The organism is Vibrio sp. YT-19(2023) (assembly GCF_033337395.1).
Genome location: NZ_JAWOQN010000013.1, coordinates 62,506 through 80,394, shown reverse-complemented (window position 1 = coordinate 80,394; position 17,889 = coordinate 62,506). Strand labels below are relative to the sequence as shown.

Annotated in this window: 15 protein-coding genes; 8 read left to right on the top strand and 7 right to left on the bottom strand. The window is 44.0% G+C overall.

What is annotated here, in order from left to right; translation table 11 throughout:
- Positions 1-241: 241 nt before the first annotated feature.
- Both R7E78_RS11875 and R7E78_RS11870 read right to left on the bottom strand, forming a co-directional pair.
- Positions 242-2,401: a prolyl oligopeptidase family serine peptidase gene (locus R7E78_RS11875; RefSeq protein ID WP_186585163.1), complete on the bottom strand. Its 2,160-nt coding sequence runs from the start codon at positions 2,399-2,401 to the stop codon at positions 242-244.
- A 206-nt stretch (positions 2,402-2,607) separates the two neighbouring features.
- Positions 2,608-4,179: an ABC-F family ATP-binding cassette domain-containing protein gene (locus R7E78_RS11870; protein ID WP_318057894.1), complete on the bottom strand. Its 1,572-nt coding sequence runs from the start codon at positions 4,177-4,179 to the stop codon at positions 2,608-2,610.
- A 445-nt stretch (positions 4,180-4,624) separates the two neighbouring features.
- On the opposite strand from R7E78_RS11870, the gene R7E78_RS11865 reads away from it, so the two are divergent.
- The 3 genes from R7E78_RS11865 to R7E78_RS11855 all read left to right on the top strand — a co-directional run bounded on the left by R7E78_RS11865 (position 4,625) and on the right by R7E78_RS11855 (position 7,795).
- Positions 4,625-5,050 carry a universal stress protein gene (locus R7E78_RS11865; protein ID WP_005375398.1) on the top strand — a complete coding sequence of 142 codons (426 nt, stop codon included), beginning with the start codon at positions 4,625-4,627 and terminating at the stop codon, positions 5,048-5,050.
- 166 nt (positions 5,051-5,216) lie between these two features.
- Positions 5,217-5,834, top strand: a complete 618-nt coding sequence (locus R7E78_RS11860) for an NAD(P)H-dependent oxidoreductase (protein ID WP_318057893.1) — start codon at positions 5,217-5,219, stop codon at positions 5,832-5,834.
- On the top strand, positions 5,831-7,795 hold the full coding sequence (locus R7E78_RS11855; protein ID WP_005375390.1) for a monovalent cation:proton antiporter-2 (CPA2) family protein: 1,965 nt from the start codon (positions 5,831-5,833) through the stop codon (positions 7,793-7,795). Before R7E78_RS11860 ends, R7E78_RS11855 begins: the two co-directional genes overlap by 4 nt.
- 92 nt (positions 7,796-7,887) lie before the next feature.
- Here the strand turns inward: R7E78_RS11855 and R7E78_RS11850 are convergent, their stop codons facing one another.
- A complete protein-coding gene (locus R7E78_RS11850) occupies positions 7,888-8,181 on the bottom strand; it encodes a hypothetical protein (RefSeq protein ID WP_005375389.1) in 294 nt (97 codons plus the stop codon).
- Between the two features lie 245 nt (positions 8,182-8,426).
- Here R7E78_RS11850 and R7E78_RS11845 point away from each other — a divergent pair, with 245 nt between their 5' ends.
- Entirely contained in the window at positions 8,427-8,720 is a 294-nt protein-coding gene (locus R7E78_RS11845) for an ArsR/SmtB family transcription factor (RefSeq protein WP_047101698.1), read from the top strand.
- Positions 8,721-8,828: 108 nt separating this feature from the next.
- Here the strand turns inward: R7E78_RS11845 and R7E78_RS11840 are convergent, their stop codons facing one another.
- Positions 8,829-10,178 (bottom strand): alpha-amylase family protein, encoded by a 1,350-nt coding sequence (locus tag R7E78_RS11840; RefSeq protein ID WP_203345627.1) that lies wholly within the window; start codon positions 10,176-10,178, stop codon positions 8,829-8,831.
- 520 nt (positions 10,179-10,698) lie between these two features.
- Between R7E78_RS11840 and R7E78_RS11835 the strand changes: the two genes are divergently transcribed.
- Both R7E78_RS11835 and R7E78_RS11830 read left to right on the top strand, forming a co-directional pair.
- Positions 10,699-11,055 (top strand): MerR family transcriptional regulator, encoded by a 357-nt coding sequence (locus R7E78_RS11835; RefSeq protein WP_203345626.1) that lies wholly within the window; start codon positions 10,699-10,701, stop codon positions 11,053-11,055.
- A gap of 58 nt (positions 11,056-11,113) precedes the next feature.
- Complete coding sequence (locus R7E78_RS11830; protein WP_042521541.1) at positions 11,114-11,491, top strand: carboxymuconolactone decarboxylase family protein; 378 nt, start codon at positions 11,114-11,116, stop codon at positions 11,489-11,491.
- 77 nt (positions 11,492-11,568) lie between these two features.
- On the opposite strand, the gene R7E78_RS11825 is transcribed toward R7E78_RS11830, so the two are convergent.
- Together R7E78_RS11825 and R7E78_RS11820 are read right to left on the bottom strand one after the other, a co-directional pair.
- On the bottom strand, positions 11,569-11,799 hold the full coding sequence (locus R7E78_RS11825) for a PAS factor family protein (RefSeq protein ID WP_005375384.1): 231 nt from the start codon (positions 11,797-11,799) through the stop codon (positions 11,569-11,571).
- Between the two features lie 283 nt (positions 11,800-12,082).
- Entirely contained in the window at positions 12,083-14,509 is a 2,427-nt protein-coding gene (locus tag R7E78_RS11820; RefSeq protein WP_203345625.1) for a M9 family metallopeptidase, read from the bottom strand.
- A gap of 447 nt (positions 14,510-14,956) precedes the next feature.
- Here R7E78_RS11820 and R7E78_RS11815 point away from each other — a divergent pair, with 447 nt between their 5' ends.
- Positions 14,957-15,934 carry a hypothetical protein gene (locus R7E78_RS11815; protein WP_203345624.1) on the top strand — a complete coding sequence of 326 codons (978 nt, stop codon included), beginning with the start codon at positions 14,957-14,959 and terminating at the stop codon, positions 15,932-15,934.
- Positions 15,935-15,965: 31 nt separating this feature from the next.
- Here R7E78_RS11815 and accD read toward each other — a convergent pair whose 3' ends face one another.
- Positions 15,966-16,829 (bottom strand): acetyl-CoA carboxylase, carboxyltransferase subunit beta, encoded by an 864-nt coding sequence (gene accD / locus R7E78_RS11810; RefSeq protein ID WP_005385089.1) that lies wholly within the window; start codon positions 16,827-16,829, stop codon positions 15,966-15,968.
- A 141-nt stretch (positions 16,830-16,970) separates the two neighbouring features.
- Between accD and R7E78_RS11805 the strand changes: the two genes are divergently transcribed.
- Positions 16,971-17,870 (top strand): LysR family transcriptional regulator, encoded by a 900-nt coding sequence (locus R7E78_RS11805; RefSeq protein ID WP_005375376.1) that lies wholly within the window; start codon positions 16,971-16,973, stop codon positions 17,868-17,870.
- Positions 17,871-17,889: the final 19 nt, after the last annotated feature.

Genomic DNA, 17,889 nt, shown 5'->3' with positions numbered 1-17,889 from the left:
AATAGAGAGTGCAATGGATTTAGGTGATCGCGATCAATGTTTCATTTCGATCGTACAACACTCTTCAGATTAATTAGAACATTATAATAATTTAAAAAACCTTAGTTTGATTAGCCTCGCATCAGATTAGAATAGTAGCCCTATAATAAATAAAAAGGGAATCACTCTCTGTGATTCCCTTTTTATTATCGAGCGATAAAGCGCCGATGCATTTCGATAACTAAAACGCAAACAATTCGCACTATTGCAGTTTCTCTATTCCCATATTGAACAGTGCAAAACTATAAATATCTGCATTTGTCTCAATTATTTTACGCGTTGGTGTGCCTGCACCATGTCCTGCATTGGTTTCGATGCGAATTAAGGTCGGATTTGAACCCGCTTGCTTCGATTGCAACTCAGCAGCAAATTTGTATGAGTGAGCAGGAACAACACGGTCATCATGATCACCGGTTGTAATCAATGTTGCTGGGTATTCCACCCCCGCCTTTACATTGTGCACTGGCGAATAATCTTTCAGATATTGGAACATCTCTTTACTTTGCTCTGCCGTGCCGTAGTCATACGCCCAACCAGCACCTGCGGTAAAAGTATGGTAACGCAGCATATCCAGTACGCCGACTGCTGGCAGCGCCACTTTAAACAGCTCTGGACGTTGCGTCATAACGGCCCCCACTAACAAGCCACCATTCGATCCACCGTTAATGGCTAACTTGTTTGATGACGTTACCTTTTCATCAATTAGGAATTCAGCCGCAGCAATAAAGTCATCAAACACATTTTGCTTTTGCATTTGAATGCCAGCGTTGTGCCACTCTTTGCCATATTCCCCACCACCACGAATGTTCGCTACCGCGTAAACACCACCAAGCTCTAACCAAGCCGCACGTGTCGGGCTAAAAGATGGCGTGAGGCTAATGTTGAAACCGCCATAACCATATAGGATGGTTGGTGCACTGCCGTCCATCGGTGTCCCTTTTTTATAGGTGATGATCATCGGCACTTTTGTTCCGTCTTTTGAGGTGTAAAACACCTGGCGAGAGTCATACAAAGCGGGATCAAATGGCGCTTTAGATTTGTAGTACACCTCGCTATCACCATCTTTGATGTTCAGACGATAGGTAGTGCTTGGCATCTTGTAGTTGGTGAAAGAATAGTAGACTTCGGTTTCATCTTTTTTACCCGAGAAACCGTATGCGCTGCCAATATCAGGCAATTTGATTTCTCGGATGAGTTTGCCGTTCATGTCGTATTGCTTCACCATCGAGATCGCATCAACAATATAGCTCGCAAACAAATTGCCACCCGCGGTAGAAACACGTAACACGTTCTTTGTTTCAGGAATCAAATCTTTCCAGTTTTTGGGCTGCGGCTGACTTGCATCCACCGTCACGACGCGTTTGTTCGGTGCATTAAGGTTCGTAACCAAGTACAGTTTCGTGCCTTGGTTGTCTATCACCCAAGTATCAGAACTGGTGTTATCTAAAATGGTTTTCAGCGGGCTATTTGGCTTACTCAGGTCTTTGAAGAACAGTTTGTTGCCCGACGTCGATACGCTGGCTGAGATAAACAAGTAGCGTTCATCTTCCGACGTGTAACCCCCAACGTAGCGATACTTTTCGTCCTTTACACCACCGAAAATTAATTGGTCTTCACTTTGTTTCGTCCCTAGTTTATGAAAGTAGAGCTTGTGTTGGTCTGTCTTCGCGGAAAGTTCACTCCCTTTTGGCTTGTCATAACTTGAGTAATAGAAGCCTTGATTGCCGAGCCAACTGATGCCACTGAACTTAATATCCACCAGCGTTTCACCGACGGGCTTTTTGGTTTCTGTGTCTAACACAATGACTTTGCGCCAATCGCTACCGCCTTCCGAAATGCTGTATGCAACCAAAGATCCATCTCGTGAAAAGCTCACTCCCGCTAACGATGTGGTGCCATCTTCACTAAAAGTATTTGGATCGAGGAAAATTTCTGCTTCACCATCACCTAGCTGCCGATAAAGCACGTCTTGGTTTTGTAACCCGTCATTTTTGTAGAAGTAAGTGAACTTACCCTCTTTGAACGGCTGGCTTTGTTTTTCGTAATCCATGAGCTTAGTAATGCGCTCTTCAATCTGCTCGCGGTAAGGGATTTTCGCCAGATAATCAAACGTCACTGCATTTTGTGCCTTAACCCATTCTGCGGTTTCTGGGCTGAGATCGTCTTCCAACCAGCGATAAGGATCACTCACTTTTGTACCAAAGTAGTCATCGACAACATCCACTTTTTGTGTGGTTGGATACGTGATGGTTTTCGGGGTTACCTGTTCAACCGACGATTGCGCCGCTTCATTTGCATACGCCACCGACAACACACTTCCGAGTGCGAGAGCCGTTGTGAGTGCTAGGGTGTTCTTTTTCATGAAATTCCTTTTTATTTTTCTGTTGTCTTTTTGTGCAATACATCAGAACTCTACTATATATCGACAAAATGAATCTAATTTCATTAAACGAGTTGTGAAAGCCATCCTAACTCCCTCATTTCCTTCCAGTTCTACAAACTAGTAAGTGGAAGTGTAGAACTTGGGAACAATACTGAAGAGCCACGATGGCGTTTACTCTCTTTCGTCTAAGTCAGCTCGATTTGGCGCAAAACCCCAGACTCAGAAGCGAAATCTTGGTCGTGACTAATCAGAACAAATCCACCTTTGTATACATTTAACGCCTGACTAAGCATTATTTTTGACTCGAGGTCGAGATGGTTATCTGGTTCATCAAGCAGCAGCAAAGGCTGAGAATTTTGGTTGCTGACTATCAGCATCGCGAGCTTCATCTTCTCGCCACCGCTCAGTAGGCGCCCCAATCGAAACACAGCATCTCGACGAAAACCGATCCCGGCCAATAAGGTCCTCGCTTCACTTTCCGTCATCTCTTGGCAGCTCTCCATTACGTTCTCAAGTAACGAAAGATTTGGATTCACTGCACCAAAATGTTGGTCGAGATAGTACAAAGGCGTATTCACTTGCAACTCACCACTCTGCAACGATAACTCGCCAAGCAACGTCTTTAACAAGGTTGATTTTCCGCAGCCATTTCTCCCTTTGAGATGGACTTTGTCGTTCGCAAAAATCTGCAACGTGATAGGCGTAGAATTCCCAAAAGGTAATATACCTTCTTGTATCGACAACACTTTTCGCGAACGGTTCGGATTATCTGTAAGATAAAGCTTTTGCGCCTTGAGTTGCTCATGTCGCGATTGCAACGCCTGTTCTTTGGCTTGTAAATGCGCTTGTCTGAGTTGCTCATTCTTATTGCGATTTGAAGCGCTGGCGGTCGCGCTATCCTTTTTTCCATCAAGCAAAATTTTGGGCTGACTGCCGTCTTTGCGCAGTTTGTTCCCTTGCGCGGCGCGTTGGTCTGCTTTTTCGCGATTTTTCTGGGCTTGCTCGGCTAACCGTTTTTTCTGTTTATCGACTTGCGCTAACTGCCTCTCAACCGCTTGCAGTTCAGTGCGTTTTTTCTCGGCGTACACATCGTAATTTCCACCAAAAGCCTGTAAACCTAGGCCCGATAGCTCCCAAATTTCCTCCATCTCTCGCAGCAGCTCACGATCGTGACTGATGAGTAAAATCGCGCCGCTGAAATGCGTCATAGACTCTATCAACCATTGTTTCGCCTCGGTATCGAGGTGATTGGATGGTTCGTCGAGAATCAAAAGATCCGTTTCGTTTTCAAATAACTGCCATAACTGCAAACGCGCCAACTGACCACCACTGAGCCGAGCACAAGAGAAATCAGGGTCTTGCGGCAAGCCCATCGCAGCAAGCTGCTGTTTGAGTTTCTGTTCAATATCCCACTGTTCGCCAACCAGTTCGAACCAATGCTCAGAAACATCACCTTGTTCAATCTGCTTCAAAGCATGTAAGGCCGAGTCTGTTCCCAGAAATTGGGCGATCGATTGCTGACCTGAAAGCAGATCAGACGGCTGCTGGCGATACATCATGAAAGAAGAGGGAGCAGTCACAACACCGCTGGCAGGCTGAATTTCTCCCGCTAAAATGGAAGCCAAAAGCGACTTGCCGATGCCATTGCGCCCAACCAAACCAACACGTCGTTTAGTCATGGAACAAGAAATAGACTGGAATAGCGTATCGCCATTATCAAACTGATGGCTAACATTAAAAGCTTGTAAAACCGGCATAATTTGCCTCCTGTATGACAGGGACAACAGCCGTAGCTATGATTTGAAATTGCAACAAAACGCGTGCACAAACGCATTAAGCTCTATGTAAAGTTCGACGATATACGTCAAATCAAAAAGTCGTCTTGTTGCAAAGAAATATCGGAAAGTGAGCTACGCCTACTAACCCTGCAGATCCAAAAAATAAGTAAAAATATGGATGACAGGTTTAGTTCTTCATGTTGGCGTAATCTCCTAGAGAAATGATGCGCAGAGTGTAGCCGCTTTTTTGTTCAAAAAGCAAGCTTTCTAACCAAATGTGAACAAAAAGAAAGTTTCACAGTAAGTTGTTATATCACATTAACTTTTTAACAAGTCTTTGAACAATTTCGAGATCTTAGCAACACAATTTTTATCCAAGCCATACTATGCTTAGAGTAAAGATAATCCACATAAGGGCGTGGTTATGAAATACAAACATATCCTTGTTGCACTCGAACTGTCAGATGAAAGCACCGTGCTTATCGACAGAGCGGTATCAATGGCAAACTATCTCGACTCCGATATATCCTTTATTCATATTGATGGTACGCACGGAGAAATCTATCGTGAGCTTGTAGACATCAAAGAAAACCCGGATCAAAGGCCGTTGAATGAGCATTCAATGGAATGTTTAAAAACATTTAGTGATTACATGGATTACCCACTTAAACATTTCTTCGTAGGTACTGGCGACTTGGCTGATAAATTAGAGGTTACCATTAAAGAGCAAGAAGTGGATCTTCTGATTTGTGGTCACCACCAAGATTTCTGGAGCAAGATTATTTCTTACTCCAGACACTTAATTAACAAGTCACCGGTGGATATTCTAGTCGTCCCTATTCATGATTAGTAAAACGTAACGCTTCCCAAAACCACCAATTTATTTGGTGGTTTTTTATTGATATTGAAACAGCTTAAACAGTTTTCCAAACTAGCTTGGCGATCATTTATGAGTTACATTTTCTAACCAACCCGCGCTCCTACTGGGCATGGTTATTTAGATAGCAAGGATCCCTATGGCAAATAAAAAAGTACTCATTCTCTTTGCTCATCCTTCCCAGCATCGTTCAGAAGTGAATACTCCACTTTTCAAAGAAGCTCAAAAAATTGAAGGCGTGACATGTGTTGATCTCTATGGCGAATACCCTCGTTTCGATATTAATATCGACCGTGAGCAGCAACGCTTACGTAAGCATGACGTGGTGATTTTCCAATTCCCACTATATTGGTATTCAACGCCTGCGATTTTAAAAGAGTGGCAAGATCTGGTTTTGGAATATGGCTTTGCTTACGGTACAGATGGCACAGCACTGCAAGGTAAGACCATGCTTTGTGTGCTGTCTGCAGGGGGCAAAGAAGAAGCTTATAAGGCAGAAGGCTACAACCACTTTACGATTCGTCAACTGCTTGCGCCTATTGAACAAATGTCCGCACTGACAGGCATGAACTACATTGCCCCTCTCGCGATGTTTGGCGCACGTACAGCAGATGAAGAAGGGCGAATCCCTCGTCATGTTGAGCGGTACAAGAGCCTGCTAACAGCTTTAGTCGAAGATAGGTTGGATGTTGAAGCTGCGGCGTCATTAATCAAGCTTAACAGCGCATTGCCAGAGCTCATTAAGGAGGCTTCATGACAGGGATATTCTTACAAGCCTTCGTATATTTGATTGCTGCTGTAATTGCAGTCCCACTTGCTAAGCGTTTGGGACTTGGGTCCGTTTTAGGCTATCTCATCGCAGGTGTGGTCATTGGCCCAATTATCGGTTTAGTCGGTGAAGAAACAACAACAATCCAGCACTTTGCCGAGTTTGGCGTGGTGATGATGCTGTTTCTCGTTGGTTTAGAGCTCGAACCCAAAATGTTGTGGGCGATGCGCAATCGCTTAATGGGTTTAGGAGGTCTGCAAGTCGGTGGTACCGTCGCGGCGATTATGGGTATTGCCTTGTACTTTGACCAGCCTTGGACCATAGCCTTAGCCATAGGTTTGATCTTCGCCCTCTCTTCTACTGCGATTGTTTTGCAAACTTTTAGCGAAAAAGGATTAACGAAGACGGAAGGTGGACAAAACGCTTTCTCCGTGTTGCTTTTTCAAGATATTGCAGTGATACCAATGTTGGCGTTCATTCCTCTATTGGCCTTACCTGAATTAATTGAACAGGCACAGTCCGCGGCTCAAACAGCCGCAGCGCACCATGAAGAATTAAGCCTCGTTGCGGGGTTGCCCGGCTGGGCATACGGCATCGTAATCACAGCATCGATTGCAATCGTCGTCGTTGGTGGACACTTTTTAAGTCGACCTCTGCTCAATTATGTGGCTAGCTCTGGTTTGCGAGAAATCTTTACCGCAACTGCACTCATGCTGGTCATTGGTATCGCTGCGCTGATGAGCTTAGTGGGCTTATCTCCTGCCTTAGGAACCTTCTTGGCTGGCGTTGTATTGGCGAACAGTGAATTCCGCCACGAGTTAGAATCCAACATCGAACCATTTAAAGGCTTATTGTTAGGTCTGTTCTTTATTACCGTTGGCGCAGGGATCAACTTCTCGGTCCTTTTTGGTGATTTCTGGTTGGTCATGGCATTGACCATTGGCGTGATGGTTTTGAAAGCCTTGGTGCTGTTTATTCTTGCACTGATATTTAGGGTGAAAGGCAGCAACCGCTGGCTGTTTACCCTAAGCTTGGCTCAAGCAGGTGAATTCGGCTTTGTGCTTCTAAGCTTTTCAGTGCAAAACCACGTCATCCCATTTGAACTTTCACAAACTCTTGCGTTAGTGGTTGCGATTTCGATGTTCCTGACACCAGGTTTGTTTATTCTGTTTGATAGAGTGATTCTGCCGCGCTTTGAAAGCCAGTCAAATGAACGCGAAAGCGATACGATTGAGGAAACAGGCACGGTGATCATCGCCGGCATCGGCCGCTTTGGACAAATAGTGAATCGCCTGTTGGTATCAAACGGCGTGACTACCGTGGTACTTGACCATCAATCTGACCAAGTCGATAACATGCGCCAGATTGGCACTCGCGCCTATTTTGGCGACGCGACTCGACCAGATATGCTACATACAGCCGGCATTGAGCACGCCGCTGCGTTGGTTGTGGCGATTGATAACCAAGAATCGAGTGTAGAACTGGTGAAGTACGTTAAGCACACGTACCCAAAAGTAACAGTGATTGCACGTGCCTTTGACCGTGGACATGGCTATCTTTTGCGTCAAGCGGGGGCTGATATTATTGAATCAGAGACCTACCATTCTGCATTGGAGATGGGCGGTCACACAATGAAAGCCCTTGGCATTCACCCCTTCTTTGTTGAACAGCAGAAGGCGACATATAAGCGTGTTGAAGCACGTAAGTCAGAAATACTCTACAAAGCTTGGGAAGATGATTCTGAAGGTGAACGCTATGACAACAATTTCCGACAACTGTTTATTCAGTTAGAGGAGAAAATGGCGGAAGAGATGCAAAAAGATCGTCATGACAAACTATCGCGGTCAGAACGTGGTTGGACACCGCCACCTAAAGGTTACGCCGATGACTTTAATGAAGATAACGTCCAAGAGCTAACACCACCAAGAGAAGAGCCTATCCAACGATAACGCACTCCATATTAAAAACCTCCCGCTTGGGAGGTTTTTATTTTTTCAGTACAGAGCCACACGCCGTGCAGGATAAAATGATCTTCTCGATATTACATAAGATCATTCATTAAAATCTCATACTCTTCGTTTGCTTCTTCCACTAAATGAGAAAGCTCTAACGCATCAGTAACTGCAAGATTGAACTGCCACGGAGTTGTGTCTTCTTTACCACAGATTCGAGTTTCACACCCACGACTCTCAAAAGACAAATCATCAAACTCTGTGGTGTGGCGCTCTTGAAGTTCAACAATCTCAACTTCTAATTTACCGACAGGATTGACTTTAACGTGGGCATGTAACTCCGAACTGTTAGACAAACAATAATCTCTATGAACCGCAATCATGGCCGCCTCCTTGGTCTGCCAACTGACAACTCAACATTGAGTGTAGACGAGGGATTTTGAACGTGGCGTGAAATAATAATGAAGATTGATCTGTCTCATTAGAACAGACAACTGTTGTCATGAAGGCATGAGCCAGTATGAATCTCATCTGATTTAAATTGTTCTGAGATCGTAATAGTTGGCATTTACTGAGACTTTCCCTATTATCGAAACAAAATTACTGTGGTCATTCTTTAGAGGTCAGTATGGAGCTTGAAGCCGTTGCTAAAGCACTAAAAGAGTTAGGGCATCCGACTCGTTTAAGTATTTACAAAGAAGTCGTCAAAGCGGGATACAAAGGTATCGCGGTAGGCGGCGTACAAGAAAAGCTTGGCATTCCAGCATCCACTCTCTCTCATCATATCTCGAGCCTTGCTTCAGCTGGTCTTCTCACCCAGCGCCGAGAGGGTAGAACCCTTTTTTGTGTTGCAGAATATCAGTGCTTAGATGACGTAATTGTTTTTTTAAAAGCAGAATGTTGCGTTAACGAGTGCTCATAAATTTCTAGCAAAAACGAGAGAGTTTGAGTTTATATTGAATTTCAGCAGAACGTGAATGACGATGATAAACATACACACCGAAATTGCTAACCTCGGTGTGTACATCTTCTAGTTCGCGACGAGTAACATCGACGACTTAGATGGTACGATTAACTTACCGTCACTTGGAATGATTTGTTCTGTCATCAAATCAACCCAATCACCATCGATTTTTAGTGTCAAAGACTGTTGACGCTGTGATTTATTAAGCACCACAATACCTTTGTCACCTCGCTTAAGTACGAGCATGTCATCGTTACCTTCAAGAACACTCATCGGCTCGCCATGCGTCATATTATGGAACTGGATCATTTTTGCCATTCTCGGGTCGCTCCATGCACCCTGCCATCTTGGCTGACCATTTTTACCTTTAATACCGCTAGTGTTTAAGTCGGTATAAATCAACGGCACACCACCATCTCGGCCTAGAATATAGGCATAAGCTAACCATTCGTTTTCCTCGTCCATGATGAGCTCAAGAAAGACATCATTGTTAGGAATATCATGTGTGATAGCAAATGTAATCGCACGACCGGGGGACAGAGCCTGACCAAAACAATAGGGATCAATCAGAGACTTGAAGCTGCCCTTTTTAGCAAACGCCTTAAACATGGTTGAGAACAAAGGGAAATCGTACGCACCTAGGCGAGTTTCCTGTAGATACGGCTCAAGAAACAGCTGATACTCTTCTTCCGTCGCACCGCCATCGGTAATAATTTCACCAAATATATGCACATCCCGCGTGATGTCGTCTGTCCAAACACGCTTAAGATGCTCTAACGTCATGTGTTTCGCAGCGTCAATACGAAAACCTTTCACACCAATAGCTTTCAGCGCCTTTAGGTACGCTCGCTGCTGCTCAACGACATGGTCACAAACACGAAGAGTTGGCAAGCCAGGATCGGTTGGCCCACCTGTGATACGTCCGTTTTGAACCTGCCACTTATCTTTCCAGTCTTTGATGCCGAATGCTTCAACAAAGTCCTCTTCATCAAAAAGTGGTTGAGATAGATCGCCAAACAACGCTAGCGACTGATATTTCTGTTTGTCGTTCTGGTATTCCTCCAAGACCTCTTGTCTTGGGTACTGAAGGTCTCTGCGAAGGTGGGCCTCATTTGCCATATGGTTAAACACTACGTCGGCATAAACCCACACACCAACTTGCTCCAGTTCACGAACCATATGAATAAAATCTTTGGTATCACCCAAGGCATTATCGATAACACGATAATCTTGTGGTTGATAACGCTGCCACCAGCGCTCATCGTGTGCGCTTTTCATTGGTGGCGAAACCAACACAGAGCCATAACCAAGCTCGCGGATTTCTTTTGCTCGTTGGGCAATGTCAGCATACTTCCAATCAAACGCATGTAAGATAACGTTTGCACCGAATGATTGTGTTTCCTGTGAGCCACTCATGTTGTTCTCCTGCTCGTTTCCACTCACGATTACTTGTTTGCATTTTTTTGTGAGTGAATTCAATAATCGAAATTATAAAAGCTATTCATCAGAGGCACTCACCCTTTTAGCACTAACTCAAGGCTGAAATCGAAGGCGTAGCGACTCATCCATTGCACAGCGATAAATCGTTCTGAGTGAATAACGGGCACACAACATACACCCCAAACAGCCCAACAAAACACTAAGTCATTGTTTTATTTAACAAAAATTTCAATTGAAAAAGATAAAATATAAGACCTACGTACGCCCTAAAATAGGCCCAAAGGATAAAAATAGCCAAGCCAACCCGTTGAGTAATCAATTGTTAATAAAACGAAACTGGCAGGTGGATCACGTTTGGCGCGTTTCAAAAATCCAGTAAATCACCATACCTAGCGTTAAAAGACTAAAGATTTCTGTTTGTATCTGTCCCGAAATGACTTCAAAATGCGAAACTTAGCTTATCTCTATGGGGTATGCTCTACCTTGGAGGATAATAATGAATATCAAAGAATTTTCTGACCTCGTCGGGCTATCTGCTCATACTCTTCGATACTATGAAAAAATCGGTTTACTTAAACATGTCCATAGAAACGCGAGTGGACATCGAATGTATAGTTCGAAAGATCTAAACTGGATAAGCTTTGTTAAACGTTTAAAAGAAACTGCAATGCCACTTGAAGAGATTCTAGAGTATGCCAAATTAAGGGAAGTCGGCTCTCAATCTGTACCACAACGTCAAGCTCTGTTAGAACAACACCAAGAAAACCTCAAACGCCACATTGATCAGCAGAAAAAGCACTTATCGGCTCTAGAAGAAAAAATTGCCTTGTATAAAAACGGAAAAGTTCATTGACTTAGAGTTAACTCTAACGATTAAGGTGTGTTTACATTTATTCACTAGGAACATACCAATGGAACAATCACGCTTTAACAAAGGATTAGAACTACTCTCTCAAATTGATGGCGACGCTGGTCATAATGTCATCGAAAGCTTACAAGATATTTGTCCTGATTTAGCTCAGTACACCATTGAGTATCCGTTTGGCGATATTTATGCTCGCCCGGGCTTAGACCTAAAATCGAGAGAAATCGCAACCGTCGCCGCGCTAACGGCAATGGGGAATTGCGCGCCGCAACTAAAAGTGCACTTAAATGCAGCGCTGAATGTAGGATGTAGCGAGGATGAGATTAAAGAGATCATTTTGCAGATGTCCGTCTACGCAGGTTTTCCCGCGGCATTAAACGGCATGTTTGCATTCAAAGAAGTGCTAGCGGAAAGAGCAGAGTAATAACGACGTTGAAATCAATTTAACCGCAATTAAAAACGGCCCTTGGGGTTCGGGCCGTGATTAAAACAACGAGTGAATTAGCGCTCAGGAGTTTCAAGCAGTTTAACCGCGCAATCTACCGCGTTGTTAATGCCTTGACTGCTCTCCAACTTGCCTGAACTTGCAGGACCAAGGGCACAAGAATACAAAGCCAGCTGCTTATCGAACGGCAGATCCAACTGTTCATAGAGATTTTGTCGGATTCTTGCATGTTGTTCTGGTTCTTGGTTAGCAAGGCTAATCAACGTTTCATAAATAAGCGTTTTCATGTCTTTCCCTTTTCACTTTATTGCACGGGGTGCATATATATTGTATCCATTTGGGAAGCACAAATCAGAAGCTAGGTCACAGAACGCGTCGCTAAAAAAGTTTATGTACTCGGTAAATTGCAATACAAACTTAAAGTCGTTTAGAAAAAGGACAACTGATAACTCGATAGATCAGCCGATTAACTAGCATTCGCCGCTGTTTGTTTATAATCGTGTCCGATATAAACAAAAACGTCGCTGTATCAGCGACGTTTTATCTCGACTTTAGTTAATCGAATTTTTTTTAGTTGAAGTGCACTAGCATTTCAACGTCATCGCCTTGCTCTGGAGCCTGAAGAGCGAAGTGCACGTACCCTGCTTCAGTAATAGGAATCGCAAGGTATTCATTGCTGCCTGCATAGTTGGACGCATACTCGTGCTGCTCTACTGTAGGCCAATGCTCCCTACTCGCGTATAGATCGACATTACCAGTTTGAGAGTGAGCCGTTAGCCATACACGAACCTCTTCAACACCTTCAGGCACATAAACTGCTGCATAACGCTGCTTGTGAACGGTAAGCATTTTGGCTTCACCAGACTCTAATACCACAGGTGCTAAATCATCTTGCACTTGGGTTGGCGGTGTTTGCGCTTCCACTTCTAACGCAGCCACAAGATTCACTGAGTCATAGCTATCACGTCCAGTTAAGCTGATGTAGTAACGACCCGCTTTAACGTAACCATCTTGCTCTGGTTCAAACACAATCTCTTCATTGCTGCCATCAGCATATTGACTCATTTCGAAATCATAGTAATGCGCGACTTTGTTGTAGCTCATGTAAAGATCCGCATCACCCGCACCCTCAATAGATACATTGAAGTTAACGGTGTTGGCTGGAACATCAACGTAGAACAGTTTTTCGCTGTATGCTTCGCCACTGAGCTGAAGGCTTTGGTTCGCCGTCAATTCAGTCACTTTTGCTTCAGGGCTTGTTGGTTCTGTTGGTTCTTCTGGGTCTGTACCAGGTTGCTCAGGTTCCACTTTTAATGTGTCCAACCAACGTTCAAACTCAGCATCGTATTGTTGACCTAAAGACGTCACCTGCTGTGCCCATTGTTCGAACTGGCCAGAGCGCGACAATGCCAACAAGCTTTCGACGTCTTGTGGATGATTTTCTAACATGAATCGAACAGCTAGATAACCCCAACGATAGATACGATTGGTATCGTGAGAGTACGTGGTATCAAACACAGTGGAAAGGCTCAGTTTACCATCTGCAATCAGCTCAATCGCAGCTTGGTAACCTTGCTTGTAATGCATATATTCAGCAAAACCTTCTAGCCACCAAACAATATGACCATGAGCCAAGTTATCGCTGAACGAACCGTATTGGTTAAATCGTGCATCTAAATAGTGCGTGTATTCATGTTCTAGGTTCAAGATAGAGAGATCTTCACCATTCGCGTAGCGATAAGCGACGAAACGGGCAGTATTGTCCGCTTTTGAAGGGTCACCTTCTAGGTACTGACCACCGTTGTCCGTTGTATTACCAAATAGGAATGAAGAGTAATCAACGTAACTAGCGTTACTCGCGAATACCGCCACTTCAACACGATCATTCAAATCATCAGCGACAGGTTGATTACCCGTATTCGCAACTCGATGGAAGTCGGCTTCTTTTGCCGCTAGCACTTCACACGCTTTCGCTGCTTGAGCATCAGTCAGATCTTCAGAGCGAATAATGGCAGGTCCCTGACATTCAAAACGATTTGGCATTACACGTGCAGCTAAATCTTGCTTGGCTTGCTCAATATTCAGACCATTTAGGCCTTCTGGTGCGTAGTAGCTCATCATTTCAACGGCAGCAAGCCATAGTTTGTCATGCTCACTACCCAGTGGATAACGCTGCATCACCTGTTGCATTACTGCCAATGCTTTGCGTTTGGTCTCCTGATCTGGGCTCGCGAGCAAACGACCAGTTTCACGTAATGCATTGAAAACGATAAAGCTTGCATCCGTATCTAATGCCCAAGCATTATCAGATGCGAATTTCACCAACGTATCAATATGGTGTGTATTGTTTGCCATGTATCGGTAGAACGCATCGTTCGCCGCATGGCCTGCCATAGAGCGGAACAAGTTGTTTAAACCATCGACCCATTGCGTGTCCTGCGCGGTTTCACGATTAAAGTGCATCAACGCGGCCATCATGCTATCCATGGTCAGCGGCAACTGCTTAACGTTATCAACCATCAAAGTCAGGCTCTTCATTGCACCAACTTGTTCACGACCTTGATCCAAAGCATGAGGGTTGTTTAGGAATAGGTTCGTCGACTGAGCAAAACGCTGACTCAACGCTTGCGAAAACTCAGGTGTACCAGTACCAGCGTTGTAGCGAACGTAGTAGGCCGCTCGAATAAATTCGCCTAGGTTCTCTAGAATACGAGCTTGATCTGCTTCACCACGATAGCGAGCGATTTCTTGATCCAGCGCGACTTGGATACGGCTTAGGCTCGCTTCACTATAGATATCATTCAGCGTTTCTGAAGGTGCTGAAAACCAAGCGTGGTAGCAATCATACTCAGCACCAGAAACGGCAGTAGCCAGATCTCGCGATTGTTGTAAATCAGCAACAGCACACTGATTTTGTGCAAAAGAGAAGCCAGACACACTCGCTAGCATACAAGCAAGCGCCAAACGATGGCGCGGGAAAAAACGGATATGAGACATAACAACACTCATTGATTATTAACATACATTGAGTGGGGGTTTATATTCTTTACAGCTCAAACAGTGAAATCAGTATCATAAAATTTATGAAACCGCTCCCAAAAATAGGTCTTTTACTCTAATTAAATGGGAGCAATCCCACTCCAAAAAAACTCACAATTATCAATAAAAACATTAATTTACCTTTTTCTAAATAACGACTTTATGAGGAAAATTGCCCTTAAACGCCCCCTTAACTCTTCCAGATAGAGTTCACGACAATCAAAGGTTCTAAATTAAATTTTGATGCTTGATACCATCTATTTTTATTTGTGACTCATACCCAATAAGTCATAGAGTGCATATCAAAAGGTTGGCATTAATGGTAAATTCTCCGCCAAATCAAACACATTTACTCCTCCAGTCATTGATGAGTGAATAAAGCAGATATTTGGCTAGGGATAATACATGTCACTTTGGGGATTTTGGGGAGCGGGGATTGCCTACTTCATGACAACGTTTGCCTTTGTTTTTGGCGGCATTTTTTGGTTATGTTCTGAAGGTAATACATTAAGAGAAACAAAGCGCCAATCATCAATAATGTCCGGGGTTATTGCTTGTACTATTGGAACTTGGGTGCTTGCTTTTGGTGTTTACGTTTACGGTTACTTTTGGGATAACTCTTCTCACTATTATTTTTATTTGCTCGCTCCATGGGGACTTGCCATTTTTGGGGTAAAACTTCGTAACCGCTGGGTTAAGCAATACGCGCGTGTAAAACACGCAAAAGAAGAACAGTGGCAAAAGCACTGGCGAGAATTATTAGGGGAAGATACTGAAGAGCTTCCACCATATACACATGATTACGAGCTATACTCGGGCATTTGGCAAGCCAATGAAGCGCTCCAAGAACAGTGTTTTGCAGCCCTTCCTCACGGGAAAGCAGTCTACGAGAGAGTGAAAGCCTTCCAAACGATGGCCTCCCCCGCTGGTGACATAAACAATCAAGTTTTGCTGAGTAAACTCGATCAACTAGAGGATGAAATCATTCAAGTTCTTGAGCAACACTCGCAAAAGAAAGTAAGCATTGAAACTGGCGCAGGTACTTTACACAAAGAGTCAAAACGCAATGTTTATCACCATGAGAATGGCCCAACAGAAGAGCAACTGTACGGCTCAATCAACCTCCAACATGATTTGGATCGAGAGCTACGCAACATTATCTATGATCGGCTCGGTTACGATGGCGAAGATGAGTACTTTTTCCTCCAAGCGCCACTCGAAGAGCTTACCGAGAATGAAACCGCAATCAACTGGATGCTCTGGGGGTTAGTAAGCAACCATTTTGCTGTTGACCCATACCAAACGGCGTTGGATCTCAGCCTAATGAATGCGGAACCAAGATGGGGGCAAAATGAACGGTTTGTAATGATTACGGCTCAATAAACGCAAGTACTAAGTCTAATTTTAATACAACCTATTCTGAGACCACCCTCGCGTTGGTTAACTTAGCCAGTAAGCGGCCAACGCGATCGCGCATTTCACGTCTATCGACAATCATATCTAGCGCACCATGCGCTAGTAAAAATTCACTTCGCTGAAACTCGTCTGGTAGCTTTTCACGTACCGTTTGCTCAATGACCCGTCTTCCCGCAAAGCCAATACTTGCTTTAGGTTCACCAATATTGATGTCTCCTAACATGGCTAAACTCGCCGAGACGCCACCATAAGTTTGGTCCGTCAATACTGAGATATAGGGTAATCTGTGCTCAGATAAGTGGTTTAACGCGGCGCTGGTTTTTGACATTTGCATGAGTGCCACCAAAGACTCTTGCATGCGCGCCCCTCCGCAAGCGGAAAAACATACTAACCCAGATTTTGTATTAATTGCGCTTTCAATTGCTCGGACAAACTTCTCGCCAACCACTGCGCCCATCGAGCCTGCCATGAAAGAGAATTCGAATGCACACGCAACAACAGGCAGCCCCAATAACTTGCCCTGCATCACCACCAACGCATCTTTTTCTCCAGTCGTTTTCTGCGCTAAAGCAATTCGCTCTTTATATCGCTTTAAGTCTTTAAAACCCAAAATATCTTGTGGCTCCAACTCACTTGCCAACTCTTGTTGTGTTCCATGGTCCAGAAAAGAGATCAACCTTTGACGCGCAGCCATTCTCATGTGATATGAGCATTTAGGGCATACTTCCAAATTTTCTTTTAACGCGGCACGATAAAGTATTTGTTCACACTCAGGACACTTTGTCCAAACGCCCTCAGGGATAGACGCTTTGCGCGAACCTATTATATTTTTATTCTCAAATAACCGTTCTAACCAGCTCATAAATTCACCACTATTGATTACGTTCTAGCGCGATATCTCGTTGTTTGTTCGCTTAAACTTGTAAATAAAATTGTATGTAACTTAGTACAGGGATAAAGTGCGATATGCTGGCTTGATAATCCAATAAAGTGGGATAATGAAATGTTTGATAACGTTGACCAAATCTGGTTAAAAAGTTTTCACTGTGTTTATGAGAACAACAGCTTTAAGCGAGCCGCTGAGTGTTTGAATATACCAACATCAAATATCAGCCGACACATTGCCCTGCTTGAAGAAAAGTTAAACATTAGGTTGTTCAATAGAACAACAAGGCGAATGACGCCTACCGAGGCTGGAGAAGAGCTCTATAGCAGCACTCGTCCGTTATTGGAGCAACTCAACGCCGCACTAGAAACGGTAACGCGCCACTCGCACACGGTAACAGGGGAACTGCGAATTCTTATGCCAGACACACCTGTACTGGCCAAAGCGGTTGTCACCTTTTGCACGCAATACCCGTCAATCTCTTTGTCTTGCGATACAACGCTAAACCCTAAAGATGATGTTATTGACAGCTTTGATGTCATTTTGAGTTTTCATAGAGGGACTTTGTCAGACAGTAACTGGGTGGCGAGAGAGATAAAACGCTGGCCCAGTGCCATTTTAGCCGCGCCTCAACTAATTGAGAAATACGCCACCCCTTACAAAATTACGGATCTAAGTCATGTTCCCTGCATCACGACGCTTACCGCAGTAAATGGTGCACCATGGGTATTCAGAAACCCTGTTGGGGGCCATATTACTCAAACTGTGCAATCTTCATTCAAAGTAAACAGCGGTCATCTCGCCAGATATGGCGCGTTATTAGGGCTTGGATACGCAATATTGCCAATTGAGTCATGCCAAAATGAGATCAAAAATGGTGAGCTAGAAATCGTCACTCTAGAGTACGAACCTGAGGATTTAGTGCTTTACGCCTTTTACTCGTCAAGAAAACATGTAGCTAAGAAAATATCTATGTTTGTTGAACATTTAAAGCAAAACGCAAAACTTAACGCCTAGCTAAGCTTTACTCAACTAA

Excerpts from the sequence above, each read along its gene's own strand:
- R7E78_RS11875 (WP_186585163.1), bottom strand. The coding sequence starts at position 2,401 with ATGAAAAAGAACACCCTAGCACTCACAACGGCTCTCGCACTCGGAAGT.
- R7E78_RS11870 (WP_318057894.1), bottom strand. The coding sequence starts at position 4,179 with ATGCCGGTTTTACAAGCTTTTAATGTTAGCCATCAGTTTGATAATGGC.
- R7E78_RS11865 (WP_005375398.1), top strand. The coding sequence starts at position 4,625 with ATGAAATACAAACATATCCTTGTTGCACTCGAACTGTCAGATGAAAGC.
- R7E78_RS11860 (WP_318057893.1), top strand. The coding sequence starts at position 5,217 with ATGGCAAATAAAAAAGTACTCATTCTCTTTGCTCATCCTTCCCAGCAT.
- R7E78_RS11855 (WP_005375390.1), top strand. The coding sequence starts at position 5,831 with ATGACAGGGATATTCTTACAAGCCTTCGTATATTTGATTGCTGCTGTA.
- R7E78_RS11850 (WP_005375389.1), bottom strand. The coding sequence starts at position 8,181 with ATGATTGCGGTTCATAGAGATTATTGTTTGTCTAACAGTTCGGAGTTA.
- R7E78_RS11845 (WP_047101698.1), top strand. The coding sequence starts at position 8,427 with ATGGAGCTTGAAGCCGTTGCTAAAGCACTAAAAGAGTTAGGGCATCCG.
- R7E78_RS11840 (WP_203345627.1), bottom strand. The coding sequence starts at position 10,178 with ATGAGTGGCTCACAGGAAACACAATCATTCGGTGCAAACGTTATCTTA.
- R7E78_RS11835 (WP_203345626.1), top strand. The coding sequence starts at position 10,699 with ATGAATATCAAAGAATTTTCTGACCTCGTCGGGCTATCTGCTCATACT.
- R7E78_RS11830 (WP_042521541.1), top strand. The coding sequence starts at position 11,114 with ATGGAACAATCACGCTTTAACAAAGGATTAGAACTACTCTCTCAAATT.
- R7E78_RS11825 (WP_005375384.1), bottom strand. The coding sequence starts at position 11,799 with ATGAAAACGCTTATTTATGAAACGTTGATTAGCCTTGCTAACCAAGAA.
- R7E78_RS11820 (WP_203345625.1), bottom strand. The coding sequence starts at position 14,509 with ATGTCTCATATCCGTTTTTTCCCGCGCCATCGTTTGGCGCTTGCTTGT.
- R7E78_RS11815 (WP_203345624.1), top strand. The coding sequence starts at position 14,957 with ATGTCACTTTGGGGATTTTGGGGAGCGGGGATTGCCTACTTCATGACA.
- accD (WP_005385089.1), bottom strand. The coding sequence starts at position 16,829 with ATGAGCTGGTTAGAACGGTTATTTGAGAATAAAAATATAATAGGTTCG.
- R7E78_RS11805 (WP_005375376.1), top strand. The coding sequence starts at position 16,971 with ATGTTTGATAACGTTGACCAAATCTGGTTAAAAAGTTTTCACTGTGTT.